10 protein-coding genes are annotated in these 13,369 nt (G+C 70.4%); 5 read left to right on the top strand and 5 right to left on the bottom strand.

Annotation, left to right across the window (positions count from 1 at the left end; genetic code table 11):
* The first annotated feature begins 19 nt into the window (after positions 1-19).
* The 4 genes from ACVV2G_RS31005 (at position 20) to ACVV2G_RS30990 (ending at position 4,705) form a co-directional block, all read left to right on the top strand.
* The gene (locus ACVV2G_RS31005) at positions 20-1,414 is read left to right on the top strand and encodes an IS30 family transposase (RefSeq protein WP_453846113.1); all 1,395 of its coding nucleotides are present in this window, start codon (positions 20-22) and stop codon (positions 1,412-1,414) included.
* Positions 1,395-1,727 carry an integrase core domain-containing protein gene (locus tag ACVV2G_RS31000; protein ID WP_453846112.1) on the top strand — a complete coding sequence of 111 codons (333 nt, stop codon included), beginning with the start codon at positions 1,395-1,397 and terminating at the stop codon, positions 1,725-1,727. Before ACVV2G_RS31005 ends, ACVV2G_RS31000 begins: the two co-directional genes overlap by 20 nt.
* Before the next feature lie 366 nt (positions 1,728-2,093).
* Positions 2,094-3,506, top strand: coding sequence for an MFS transporter (locus tag ACVV2G_RS30995; protein ID WP_453846111.1), 1,413 nt, complete (start codon positions 2,094-2,096; stop codon positions 3,504-3,506).
* Complete coding sequence (locus tag ACVV2G_RS30990) at positions 3,503-4,705, top strand: FAD-dependent monooxygenase (RefSeq protein ID WP_453846110.1); 1,203 nt, start codon at positions 3,503-3,505, stop codon at positions 4,703-4,705. Before ACVV2G_RS30995 ends, ACVV2G_RS30990 begins: the two co-directional genes overlap by 4 nt.
* Before the next feature lie 142 nt (positions 4,706-4,847).
* Here ACVV2G_RS30990 and ACVV2G_RS30985 read toward each other — a convergent pair whose 3' ends face one another.
* The 3 genes from ACVV2G_RS30985 to ACVV2G_RS30975 are packed head-to-tail and all read right to left on the bottom strand — an operon-like array spanning position 4,848 to position 9,160.
* Entirely contained in the window at positions 4,848-5,540 is a 693-nt protein-coding gene (locus ACVV2G_RS30985; protein ID WP_453846109.1) for a response regulator transcription factor, read from the bottom strand.
* A gap of 52 nt (positions 5,541-5,592) precedes the next feature.
* Positions 5,593-6,879 carry a sensor histidine kinase gene (locus tag ACVV2G_RS30980; RefSeq protein WP_453846108.1) on the bottom strand — a complete coding sequence of 429 codons (1,287 nt, stop codon included), beginning with the start codon at positions 6,877-6,879 and terminating at the stop codon, positions 5,593-5,595.
* 7 nt (positions 6,880-6,886) lie between these two features.
* Positions 6,887-9,160 (bottom strand): MMPL family transporter, encoded by a 2,274-nt coding sequence (locus ACVV2G_RS30975; protein WP_453846107.1) that lies wholly within the window; start codon positions 9,158-9,160, stop codon positions 6,887-6,889.
* Between the two features lie 146 nt (positions 9,161-9,306).
* Between ACVV2G_RS30975 and ACVV2G_RS30970 the strand changes: the two genes are divergently transcribed.
* Positions 9,307-9,531, top strand: a complete 225-nt coding sequence (locus ACVV2G_RS30970) for a hypothetical protein (protein WP_453846106.1) — start codon at positions 9,307-9,309, stop codon at positions 9,529-9,531.
* 30 nt (positions 9,532-9,561) lie between these two features.
* On the opposite strand, the gene ACVV2G_RS30965 is transcribed toward ACVV2G_RS30970, so the two are convergent.
* Positions 9,562-9,972, bottom strand: coding sequence for a hypothetical protein (locus tag ACVV2G_RS30965; protein ID WP_453846105.1), 411 nt, complete (start codon positions 9,970-9,972; stop codon positions 9,562-9,564).
* Positions 9,973-10,685: 713 nt separating this feature from the next.
* Complete coding sequence (locus tag ACVV2G_RS30960; RefSeq protein ID WP_453846104.1) at positions 10,686-12,779, bottom strand: polyprenyl synthetase family protein; 2,094 nt, start codon at positions 12,777-12,779, stop codon at positions 10,686-10,688.
* Positions 12,780-13,369 lie beyond the last annotated feature (590 nt).

Raw genomic sequence — 13,369 nt, 5'->3', positions numbered from 1 at the left:
GTGACCAGCGAGGTGTTGGATGGTTCGTCGTCAGCAGGCAGCCGATCGGGCGGTGCGGCCGAAGTTGAGGTCCCCGGGGCATCCGAAGTACCAGCGTCACGTGGAAGCGGCTTTCTGGGACGAGATCGCCAAGGGTCTTCTCGCCGAGGAGGCGGCCGGGGTTATCGGCGTGGCGCCGGCGGTGGCCACGCGCTGGTTCCGCCAGTGTGGCGGCATGCGACCGTTCGATCCGAAGCCGCATTCGGGCAGGTATCTGTCGTTTCGTGAGCGGGAGGAGATCGCGCTCCTGAAAGCCCAGGGCAAGGGCGTACGTGAAATCGCTCGGGAAGTCGGCCGTGATCCGGGGACGATTTCCCGTGAGCTGCGGCGCAACGCGGCCACCAGGAGTGGGAAGCTCGACTACCGGGCATCGGTTGCACAGTGGAAGTCGGATATGGCCGCGCGCCGCCCGAAAACGGCAAAGCTGGTCGCCAATCCTCGGTTGCACGCGTACGTCCAGGAGCGACTGTCCGGACAGATCAGCACGCCCGGTGGCAAGGCGATCGCAGGGCCGGCGACGGGTGAGTGGACGGGACGGAACAAGCCGCACCGCAAGGACCGCGCGTGGGTGCAGGCATGGAGTCCGGAGCAGATCGCGAACCGGATCAAGCGTGATTTCCCGGATGATGAGTCCATGCGCATCAGCCACGAGGCGATCTACCAGGCGCTCTACATCCAGGGCCGCGGGGCGCTCAAGCGTGAGCTGATCTTGTGCCTTCGCACAGGCCGCGCGCTGCGCGCCCCGCGTGCTCGTTCACGTCGCAAGACCTGGGCACACGTGACACCCGAAGCGTTGATCAGCGAACGGCCTGCCGAGGCCGAGGACCGTGCCGTTCCCGGCCACTGGGAAGGGGACCTGATCATCGGGCTGGAGCGTTCCGCGATCGGCACGGTCGTCGAGCGGTCAACTCGATTCACGATGCTGATTCACCTGCCGCGCGAGGAAGGCTATCGGCACAAACACACGGTCAAGAATGGTCCTGCGCTGGCCGGTTACGGGGCGACCACGATGAAGAACGCACTCGCCAATACGATGTCGACACTGCCCGAGCAGCTGGCACGGTCGCTGACATGGGATCGAGGAAAGGAGATGTCGGCACACGCGAAATTCAAAGTCGAGACCGGCATTCCCGTGTTCTTCGCCGATCCTCACAGCCCATGGCAACGCGGCACGAACGAGAACACCAACGGACTCCTGCGACAGTACTTCCCAAAGGGCACCGATCTCTCGAGGTGGTCCGCCGAGGAGATCGAGGCCGTCGCCCATGCCCTCAACTCCCGTCCCCGCAAGACGCTCGGCTGGAGGACACCGGCCGAGGTGTTCAACGAGCAGCTACTGTTGCTCCAACAGGCCGGTGTTGCAACGACCGGTTGAATTTGGTCAGTGCACCAGTTTCAAGCCGGCCGAACACCTGGACACGGCCGGCATCGCGGCCTCGATCGGCTCTGTCGGCGATGCATACGACAACGCCCTGATGGAGAGCACGATCGGCTTGTTCAAGACCGAGTTGATCAAGCCGCAGCGGCCCTGGAAGACCCTCTCCCAGGTTGAGCTGGCCACCGCCGAGTGGGTCGACTGGTACTGCCACCGACGACTCCACGGTCAGATAGGCCACGTCCCACCCGTCGAGTACGAGGCCAACTACTACACGAAACTCGCAAAACCCCAGGTCAAAACCACAATCTGAGGTCTCTACCGAACCCGGGGCGGTTCACTCCGGGATCGCCCGGGTGATGACGCCGGTCCTGGCCTCGGCCGGGTCGGCACGTAGTGCGGCGGCACCAGAACAGGTGAGCGGCTGGTCCGGGGGCACCAGGGCAGGTCGGCTGCGGGGGACGATGCCCGCCCAGGGCGCCGGAGGGAAGTGTGGGAGGCGCGCGGGATCTCGCGCATTCCTCATGTCCTGTGGTGTCTGGAGTGATCAGCAGGTGGCCAATTCTTACTACCCGGCCGGACGGTGGGTCTTCCGGCGGCGCCCACTCGTAGGCGGTTCATGGGTCTCCTTATCCGGCTATTGCCCGCAGAGGGTGCTCGACCTGTGGGGCGGGCGCCCGTGAACACGACGTCCGTACCCGAGGTCGCGGTATCCCCGGTCCGTATCGGGTGGCCGGCGACCGGTGCCCTCGGCATCCTGGCACTCGCCCTCGGCACCCTGCAGTCGGTGGTGGAGCCCGCACTGCCGCTGCTGCAGCGTGAGCTGGGCGTCAGCGCCGCCGAAGGGGCGCTGATCGGCAACGCGCTCCTCGTCACCGGCGCGGTCGTCACCCCCGTCGCCGGCAAGCTCGGCGACCGCTACGGCGGGAAGCGGGTGCTGGTCCGGCTGATGGCCGTGGTCTCGGTGGGCGGTCTAATGGCCTCTGTGGCGCCGAGCCTGCCGGTGCTGTTGTTCGGTCAGGTGCTGCAGGGCGTCATGGTGGGTGCGCTGCCCCTCTCCTTCATCCTGGTGCGCAAGCACCTCACGGCAGGAGAGTCACAGGCGGTGATCGGGCTGGTCGTCGCGCTGTTCACGGGCGGCAGCATGGTGGGGATGCTGTTCGCCGGGCCGATCGCCGAAGGACTGTCCTGGCAGTGGATGTTCGGGCTGCCGACGATCGCGATCATCGTGGCGACGTCGGCCGTGGCCCGGCTGGTGCCGCATGATCCGCCGGTCCGGTCGGACCACGGGATCGACTGGCCCGGCACGGTCCTGCTGAGCGGCACGCTACTCGTCTTCATGCTCGGGCTCGTGACGGTGACGAGGGACGGCGGTGTGCCGCCGCTCGCGGTCGGTGCCGTCGCGCTGGTCGTGGCCGCCCTCGCGACCGGGTGGGTCGTCGTCGAGCGCCGGGCGGCCTCGCCGATGGTCGACCTGCGCATGCTGGCGCAGTCCGCGGTCTGGAGGGCCTGCGCGCTGACGTTCGTCATCAGCGCCAGTTCCGGGATGGTGCTCCTTCTCCTCCCGCAGATGTTCGCGGCACCGGCCGACGGGTACGGCTTCGGAGCCAGTACCACCGACATCGGACTGTTCCTGCTGCCCGGAGCCGTCGCCGGGGTGCTGAGCGATTCGGCCGGCGGAATCGTGGCGCGGCGTTTCGGCCCGCGTGCCGTGGTCGTCGTGGGCGCCGTCGTCGCGGCGGCCACGACGACCGCCCTGGCGTCGCTGCACACCGCGCCATGGCAGCTCGTCCTCGCGAAGGTGCTGACCGCGTCCGCCGCGGGACTGGGCACCACGGCGCTGCTCGCCGGTACCGCCACCGCCATCGAGACCGAGGACATCGGCATCGCCACCAGTCTGCTCGTGGTCACCCGCGTGATCGGTGTCGCGCTGGGCGCCCAGGTGGCCGGCGCGGTCCTCGACGCCGGGAGCGAGCCGGTGACGGGCCTGCCGACCGAATCGGCCTTCGTCGTGGGGTTCGTCGTCTCCGGCCTCGTCGCCGCGTTGTCACTGCTCTTCGTCCGTACGAAGGAAAAGGGAGTCCGGGCATGACACCTCATGGTCTGCAGCGCACGGTCCTGGTCTCCGGGGCCGGCATCGCCGGACCCGCGCTGGCGTACTGGCTGCACCGGTCCGGATGGGCGGTCACCATGGTGGAGAAGGCGGGCGCACCGCGTGGCGGTGGGTACCCGATCGACATCCGCGGGACCGCGCTGGAGGTGGTCCGGCGGATGGGCATCCTGCCCCGGCTGCGGGACGCGCACGTCGACTCGCGTCGCCTTACCTTCCTCGACGCCGACGGGGGTGAGGTGGCCTCACTCCCCCCGGGTGCCGTGGCGGGCGGCGTCGAGGGCCAGGACCTCGAGGTGCGTCGCGGGGACCTGGCCGAGATCCTCTACGCGATGGTCCGCGACGACGTGGAGTTCCTGTTCGGCGACTCCATCGACACCCTCGACCAGTCCGGGCAGGGGATCGGCGTCGCCTTCCGCAGCGGGCGGCGGCGCACGTTCGACCTGGTGATCGGCGCCGACGGTATGCACTCGGCCACCCGCAAGGCTCTGTTCGGCCCCGAAGAGCAGTTCCACCGCTACCTCGGGTACTGCTTCGCCATCTTCACCCTGCCGAACACCTTCGGTCTCTCCCGGGAGGTCGTGCTGTGGAACACCCCGGGGAAGGCCGGGGCCCTCTACGCCGCCGGGGACCACGACGAGCTGCACGCCTTCCTGACCTTCCACCGGCCGCAGCCGCCGGCCGGCGCGGCCCTCCGGGACCCCGACGTCCAGCGCGACCTGGTCGCCGGGGTCTTCGCGGGCGCGGGGTGGGAGATCCCCCAGATGGTCGGCGCCATGCGGGACGCGGACGACCTGTTCTTCGACACGGTGGGTCAGATCCGCATGCCTCACTGGTCCAGCGGCCGTGTCGCGCTCGTCGGCGACGCCGCCTACGCACCCTCGTTCCTGACCGGGCAGGGTTCGAGCCTCGCGCTGGTCGGTGCCTACATGCTGGCCGGCGCCCTGGCCGCGAACCGCAACCACACGGCGGCCTTCGCCGCCTACGAGCGCGACATCCGCGCGTTCGTCGCCATGAACCAGGCACTGGTCGACCACGGTGCGGCCACCCTCTTCCCCACCACGGCGAGGGCCCTGGAGCAACGCAATGCACGACTGCGTGGCCTGGTCACCCTGCCCTCCGCGACGGCACGACCGGCCCACTCGGCCCTGACGCTGCCCCCGTTCCCCCGGATGCCGTGACCTGATGCGGGACCGCGCGGTCCGCGGGGCCGTCGCCGCGTTCCGCGCGACGCCCGCGTGCTCGCACCGGACGCCAGCGGGCGGGGGCGGACGGCCGCACAGGGGCGCCGAGCAGGGGGCTCCGGTACCGGCCCTGCCCGGCCTACGGCAGGTGGTCCGCACCGCCGTCGGGGGCGGCGTGGGCCAGGCCCGTCCGGTAGGCGATGACGACGAGTTGCGCCCGATCACGGGCCTCCAGCTTCGTCATGGCGCGCTGTACGTGGGCGCGGACGGTGAAGGGGCTGAGGAACATCCGCTCGGCGATCTCCTGGTTGGACAGGCCGGTCGCGACCGCGGCCACCATCTCGCGTTCGCGCGGGGTGAGCGCGGCGAGTTGTTCGGAGTGGTGCGGCGGGACCGCCTCAGGTGTGGCCAGGAAACGGGCCACCAGGGAGCGGGTGGCGGTGGGAGACAGAAGGGTGTCGCCGTCGGCGATCGTACGTACGGCGTCCAGCAGTTCCTCGGCGCCGATGCCCTTGCCGATGAAGCCGCCGGCCCCCGCGCGCAGCGCCTGAGCGACGTACTCGTCGGTCTCGTACGTGGTGAGAATCAGGATGCGGGTGGCCCGCAGTTCCGGATCCGCGCAGATCTGCGCCGTGGCGGTGAGCCCGTCCACCTTGGGCATACGGATGTCCATGACCACCACGTCCGGGCGCAGTTCCCGGGCGAGTCTCACCGCCTCCCTGCCATCGGCGGCCTCGCCGACCACGCTGATGTCGTCGGCGCTGTCGAGGAGCATGCGGAAGGCGCCGCGCAACAGGGCCTGGTCGTCGGCGAGCAGCACCCGGTACGTCATGGTGTGTCCCCGACCTCGCTGTGGTCCGTTCGTCCGTCCGTCTGTCACTCCGTCACTCCGTCACTCCGTGAATCGTCCGCCCCTCGGTGGTCGCCCCCCGTCGCCGGTTCCCCGCGTCGTGGTCCTTGGCGGGTGGCAGGGGCAGCTGGACGGAGACGAGGAAACCGCCCTCCGGACGCCGGCCCGCGGAGAGGAGCCCGCCGACCGCGGTGGCACGTTCACGCATGCCGATCAGACCGTAGCCGGGCGGCCGGTCCGGCGCCGTGAACGCACGGGGCCGAGGGGAGGCGGTCGGCGTCGTACGGGAGCCCTCCCCGTCGTCGGCGACGGTGAGGGTCACGTGATCGCGGTTCCAGACGAGGCACACCCGGGCGTTACCGGTGCCGGCGTGTTTCGTCACGTTGGTCAGGGCCTCCTGGACGATGCGGTAGGCGGTGAGGTCCACTCCCGGCGCCAGTGGCCTGGCCGTGCCCTCCTCGTGGACCGACACCTCCAGACCCGCGCGTCGGAAGGACGCGAGAAGCGTGGGGAGCCGGGACAGCGCGGGCGCCGGCTCGGCGGGCGCTGCCGCGTCCCCGGTCTGACGCAGCAGACCGACCGTCGCCCGCAGGGCGTCGAGCGCGTCGGAGGTGGTCTCGACAAGCTCCCCGAGGCTCTTGCGGGTCTGCTCCGGGCGGGTGCCGAAGAGGTGGGCGGCGACCGTGGCCTGCGCGTTGGCCAGGGTGATCTGATGGGCCACGAGATCGTGCAGTTCCCGGGCGATGCGCACCCGTTCCTCGGCGACTCTCCGGCGCGCCTCGCTGTCCCTGCTCTGCTCGGCCCGCCGGGCCCGCTCCTCCACGGCCGCCAGGTAGGCCCGTCGGTTCTGCACCGAGTAACCGAGCACGCCGGCCACCGGCGGAAGCAACGCCATCACCCCCATCCTGCTGGCGTCCTTCCACGAGAAGTCCCCGGACAGGGAGGTGGAGACGGCCAGTGCCACGGACACCAGCACCACCGCGCCCGCCGCGCGGCGTTCGGTCCGCGCGGCGAGCGAGTAGGAGTAGGAGGTGATCAGGGCGGGGGCCACGACGAGCGGGGTGAGCAGGAGGCCCAGGAGCGGCGCCAGCACGCCGACCGCGGTCGTGGCCGCGAGGGTGGCCAGGGGCGCCCGGTGCCGCAGCGGCAGCACGGCACAGGACGCCACGGCGATGGCGTAGGCGACGGCGGGCGGCGCCGACAGGGTGTCGTCGAGCCGCACCGCCCCGCCGAACAGGCAGAGCGCGAACGCCGTCGCCGTGATCGCCGCCTCCCGCGACCACGCGGCGCGTGGTCGCGGAGCACCGCCCCCCGGTTTCACGGCCCGCTCACTCACGGCCGACGGGGAGCCGCCGCACGCGCCCGCCGCCGGGAGCCGGGTCCGGCACGGTCGTGTCCGGCACGGTCGGGGAGGCCGGGACGGCCTTGTTCAGTGCCTCACCCTCGATGTCCACATTCGGCAGCACGCGGTTCAGGATACGGGGCAGCCACCAGGCCCGGTGGCCGAGCAGTGCCAGGACCGCGGGCACGATCGCCATCCGGACCACGAAGGCGTCGAAGGCGACGGCGGCGGCCAGGCCGACGCCCATCGTCTGGACGGTCGGGTTGCTCATCCCGACGAATCCGGCGAACACGCTGATCATGATGATCGCCGCCGCGGCCACCACCCGGCCGCTGCGCCGGAAACCGCTGACGATCGCCTCACCGGGGGACGCGCCGTGGACGTAGGACTCCCGCATCCGGCTCAGGAGGAAGACCTCGTAGTCCATGGCGAGGCCGAAGACGATGCCGATGATGAGAATCGGCATCAGCGACATGACCGGTCCGGTCTGCTCGATACCGAGCAGATCCGCCGCCCAGCCCCACTGGAAGACGGCGACGAGGACACCGAAGGCGGCGCCCACCGACAGCAGGAAGCCCAGTGCGGCCTTGACCGGGACCAGGATCGAGCGGAAGACCACCATCAGCAGGAGCACCGCCAGGCCGATGACCACGATCAGATAGGGGATGAGGGCGTCGGACATCGCCTCGGAGATGTCGATGTTCATCGCGGTCATACCGGTCACCAGGACGCCGGCACCCGTTTCGGCCTCGATGCCCGAGGCCGTGCCGCGCAGCGCGTGCACCAGGTCCTTGGTCTCGCCGCTGTTCGGCGCGGTCTCCGGGACGGCGGTGAGGACGGCCGTGTCCCCGCTCTCGCTGAGCAGCGGATCACCGACCGACGCCACCCCGTCCACGCTCTCCACGGTCTTGACGACCAGGTCCGCGGCGGCCCGGGTGTCGGTGGACTCCGACAGGTCCACCACCACGGTCAGCGGGCCGTTGAACCCGGGGCCGAAGCCGTCCGACAGCAGGTCGTAGGCGCGGCGCTGGGTGGTCTCCACCGACTTGGACTCGTCGCCGGGCAGCCCGAGTTCGAGGCTCAGCGCCGGTACGGCCACGGCTCCGAGGCCGAGGCCGGCGACCAGCAGCACGGCGGCCGGCCGGCGCAGCACGAACCCCGCCCAGCGGGTGCCGAGCCCTGGCCGGCCGGCCGCGGTGGCCGCCGCGCGGGCGTGCCCGCTTCCCGGCCGGCCGGCCTTGCGGACGGCGCGGGGCAGGACCCGCCGGCCGAAGAAGCCGAACAGGGCGGGGACCAGCGTGAGGGCGACGAGTACGGCGAGGGCCACGGCGCCCGCGCCGCCCATGCCCATCTTGGTGAGTTCGGGGATTCCGACGACCCCCAGACCGACGAGGGCGATGAAGACGGTCGCGCCGGCGAAGACGACGGCGGACCCGGCCGTTCCCACCGCCCGGCCGGCGGCCTCCTCCGGTTCGCGGCCCTCGGCGCGCTCGTCCCGGTAGCGGGAGGTGATGAAGAGGGCGTAGTCGATGCCGACCGCCAGCCCCAGCATCAGCGCCAGAATGGCGACGGTGGAGGTCAGACCCAGCGGAACGGCCAGGGCGGAGACCAGGCCGAAGGCGATGCCGACCCCCATGAAGGCGGTCAGCAGCGACAGTCCGGCCGCGACCAGCGACCCCAGGGCCAGGACCAGCACCACCGCGGCCACCGCGATGCCGATGATCTCCGTCGTACCGCCCGGCGCCTCTTCCGCGTCCAGGGCCGAGCCGCCGATCTCGACGGTCAGCCCCGTGGTCCGGGCCTGGTCCGCGGCGTCCTCGAGGGCGCTCTTCGTCGCCTCGGTCAGGTCGACGACGTCCGCGGTGTAGGTGACCGTGGAGTAGGCGATGGTGCCGTCCTCGCTGACGGCACCGGTCTCATAGGGGTTGGTGGCCGACGCGACCTGGCCGCCCCCGTCCAGCGAGCCGATCGTCTCCTCGACGGCCGCCCTGTTCTCCTTGGCCGTCACCCGCTGCCCGTCCGGGGCCTGGAACACCAAGCGGGCCTCGGCCCCCTGGGAGTTGCCCTGCGGGAAGCGCTCGTCCAGCAGGTCGAACGCCTGCTGGGACTCGGTGCCGGGCATGGAGAGATCCTCCTCCTCCCCGGCCGGTGCCATGGCGGCGGCCGCGATGGCCAGTAGCAGGACACCCAGCCACAGACCGCCCACGAGCCGGCGCCGCCGGAAGGCCCACCGTCCGGCCCGGTAAAGAAGAGTCGCCACCTGCTGATCACTCCAGACACCACAGGACATGAGGAATGCGCGAGATCCCGCGCGCCTCCCACACTTCCTCCCGGCGCCCTGGGCGGGCATCGTCCCCCGCAGCCGACCTGCCCTGGTGCCACCGGACCAGCCGCTCACCTGTTCTAGTGCCGCCGCACTACGGGCCGGCCCGGCCGGAATCCGGCCCGACCGAAGAGGAGCGACCTGAGCTGCACGGACTCGGCGTCCCGGACACCTCACCCGCGAGCCAGGTTGTGGGACTCACGTACGAGCCGGGCGACCGTCGCCGGGGGCTCCTGCACGCCCTGTTCGTCCTGACGAACCTCCCGCGCGTTCCGGTGTCCGGCCTCACCGATCCGTACCAGATGTGACACGACGTCAGCCCGGTCGTTCCCGCCGTTTCAGTTGCGCAGGACCGTGGTGTCTTCGGTGTCGTCGCCGATGAAGCAGCAGTCGATGACGACCGCGCTGACGGTGACGACTCCGGCGGCGGTGGGCAGCACCGTCACCGTGATCGTGCCGTCGTCAACGCCGAGCCCGCCGTTGCAGTGCACGCTAGTACGGCTGGTCACGGTGCAGCGCATGCCGGCCCGGGAACTGGTGACGCCGGTGATGGTCGCAGCGGCACCGGTCAGGCCCACGTAGGCGTCGTTGATGCTGTACAAGCCGGTGTGCGTGATGGCGTAGCTGTAGCTGGTGTCTGCCGGTACGGGGTCGGCCGAGTCGGTGATCCGCACGAACTCGTCGGCGTGGGCCGGTGCGGCGACGGCCAGCAGACCGGCCAGAGTGAGCAGCAGCGCACCCGGCAGCACAAGGGCGCGGCGGGCGCTTGGACGGGGCCGTGAACACGGCCGGCCGCCGCGGACAGGATGATCGCGCACGAGAACTCCTCTTGGGAGGAGAGCGGCTCCGGTAGCCCGGGTCCGCAGGTCTGCGGGGGCGGCTCGGCGCCTGGCGCGAGGTGCGGGTGGCCAGGCGACGAGCCCGGTGCCCTGGCCCGGCCGCCGTCCTTGCGGGGCGGCCGGGCCGGGACGCGTCAGCGGCTTGCTGAGAGCAGCAGGGACTTCCGTCGTCACGTACGAGCGTTCGCATTCTCCCACGGACACCACTACCGGCACCGCCTGGAACGAGACCGCTTCTCACTCCCGCGCCCGCCCTGGCGGCTCATGAGTGCCCGAAACGCAGCCGACGGCCGGCACTTGATGATACAGCTCCTTCAACAGGCCCGCTCACCAACCCTGCGCCGCTACCATCCGGGGCTGTCAAGGGTCGGCCCGCATCGGCGTCTTCCGGTCGGCCCGGTCCGGCGCGCCCGTGCCGGACCGGGCCGGACATCGAGCGCGAGGACGCCCGCGAGCCCCGTCTGCCTGCGGGATTCCGCCGTAACCGGCTTAGCCGGATCTCGCCGTCGGGTCGCGTCGTCCGTCCGATGCTCCCAGGACCGACCGACCGGGCGACGCTGACGCGGGAGCGGGTGGAACAGCTCTCCACGATTGGGATGCGGTGGTCGTGATAGGCGTCGTCGTCACCGCGCTCGCGGCCGACTGGCTGCTCGGGCGGCTGCGCCCGTGGCAGCGGCTGGAAGGCTGATCTCACGGCGCAGTCGCTCCAGGTCTGGCCCCTCCGCTGTGGCATCGGGCTGGTACCTTTCGGACTCTTCCTGCCGCATGTCAAGGAACAGTTTCAACATGTCGTAGATCGCCGCATACCGGTTGCCCTGGCCGGAGAGGCCAGGCAACGTGCGGAAGAGTACGGGTACGTATGTGAAGACCGCGTTGAACTGGGCACGCTTCTCCGCCACTTGGCGTTCCACACGCTCGATGGCTTCCGCGCGGCTGCACCCCAGTTCGTGACGGATCGCCCGGACGAGGTTGTAGGGGACCTGGTCTGCCTCGTCCTGGTCCACTCCCGCCATGTCGTTCTCAGCGAAGATGACGAAGAAGCCGAGGTCCTCAAGGCGCCGGACCATGCGGTGGCTGCGCACCGCCGGCGGCATCTCCCGGTCCTGCACAATCTCCGAGCACGCCATGCCGACCTCGAATCCACCGGTCGACCTGCGCAACGACAGCCAGTCCGCCGGTGAGGGGATGTAACCGCTGATGCGGTGGTGCGTCTCACGCTCGCAGGCGTGGAGCCAGTCCTCGATGTTGTCGAGCAATGCCTCCTGCCATCGCACTGTCCTGCCTTTGCACAGGCGTGGCCACAACTGAGCCCAGGACGCCGGGATCGCGCCGGGTGTCCAGGGTTTGCCCGGGTCCTGGCGCAGTGTCGCCACCAGTCCTTCCCTGAGTGTGGTGACGGCGTGCGGGTCCGTCAGCTGCGGATCCTCGAACAGGTCGTCCCACACGGCGAACACCGTGCCCAGGGCTGCGCTGGTCCGCTTCCTCTCGAGGAGGCCGTCGTCGCCGCCATCGGCGTTGGTGGCCCCCTCCGCCACCCGGGGAAGGACCCGCTCGATCATCGACAGAGAGCCCGTCAGCCGGTGGTGATCGGCTTCGGCCGGGGTGGCGGCGATGCCGGTGTCCACGAGCCAGTCCTTCATCCACTGCGTGACCTGCTGGGCCTGCGTGCTGTCCTGGGGCTGGGGCGCCTGCCGGACCTGGCGGGGAACGGTCACGGGGCGGGAAGCAGCCGGTCGGTCGAGTACGGCCTGCGCGTAGGCCGTCAGCCCATCAAGTGCATGGGCGTGATCGGCAAGGCGAGAGAGCTCATCAGTGGCCCTGGCCATGTGCGCGTCGGCCACCGCCTGTGCCTCCTGCACAGCCCCCGAGGCGAGAACGAGGTCCCGGCCGCTTGCGGCCTCCTCTTGTGTCAGCTCCTTGCCCAGGAGGCGGCCGAGTTCGCGGTCGCGGGAAGCCGCGCGGATCACCGGCAGGGTGTAGACGCCCTCGGACAGATCCGTGTTGACGGGCTTGCCCAGTTCCTCGGCCGTGGAGGTCAGATCGAGGATGTCATCGCGTAGCTGATAGGCGTACCCGAACTGCCAGCCGAACCCGGCCAGCGCCGCCTCCCGGTCCTCCTGCCGGCCATCGTCCTTGCCCGCCTGCATCGCCCCCAGTCGGCAGGCCAGGGCGAACAGCTGCGCTGTCTTGCCCTCGATCGCGTCGAAGTACGCCTGCTCACTGCGCGAGGACGAATACAGGTCGGCCGCCTCCATCACCATGCCGGCGCACATGCGTTCGTTCGCCATTGCCCCCACGATGACTTCACGCTGCCCCAGCTGCGCCAGCATGCTCAGGCCGGTCAGCATCACGCAGTCCCCTGCGAGGATGGCCAGGTGCTCACCCCACACCGCGTTGGCGCTGGGGCGGCCCCGGCGCTCGTGAGCGTGGTCCACGACGTCATCGTGGTAGAGCGCGCCCAGGTGCAGCAGCTCGACGGCCGCGGCGGCACGCACCGCCCGGTCATCGGCCGGCACCGAAGGATCCGTAAGGACGTAGTACGAGAGCAGAGCAAGGGTGGGACGGATCAGGCCACGGGACGTACCCGGTCCTTCCTGTGTGAGCGCGTCGAGTTCGGGTCTGCCCTGGATACGCACCGGCCCCAGAGCATCACGGACCCTGCCCAAGTCCGCCTCCAGACACGGAAAAACGGCAGGGTCAATCCCAGAGGGTGGCATTCCGCACTCCTGCACACTGGTCGGTGTTCAACGAGCGGGAGGACAGCCGACACACAGAAGCAGGACACCGCAGCACCGCTCCCCCGTTGTGACCACCCCCGCGCCTCGCCACCAGGAAACAGAAACCCGCCGGAGTGCGCGCACAGTCCTGACTTAAACCACCTAATCGCATGAATTAGCCACTGATCTGCGTCCTTGGCCAGTCAGCCTTTCTCCAACCTCTCCGACAGCGTGGCCCCTCCCCCTGCCGAACCGGCTGGCCACTGAACACGGCGCCTCTCCAGCCGCCCGTCCGCCGCCGCTCACTTCCATGACCGCCAGCCACGCGCTGAGGGGGCCCGGCCGGGCCGGTGGAGCCCACCGGCATCACCCACTCCACCAGCCCGACCGAGACGTCCCCGACCCGGACTTCCTGAAGCAGGCGGGCAGCGTGCCGTCCATCTCCCCGCGGGTGAACCTCTCGCCGGCCCAAACGCTCCGGCAGGTCCCGTTCCGAGCACCCGTCGGCAACCCACACAGCACCCCCGTGATCACCCGCCGGCGGTCCCGCTACGGACGACCCGCCCGTCAGCACCCGGCAACAGGGGGCG

The sequence above is a fragment of the Streptomyces sp. JK94 genome (assembly GCF_053613315.1).
Note: the sequence above shows the minus strand (reverse complement) of the source record. Positions and strands in the feature narration are given on the sequence as shown.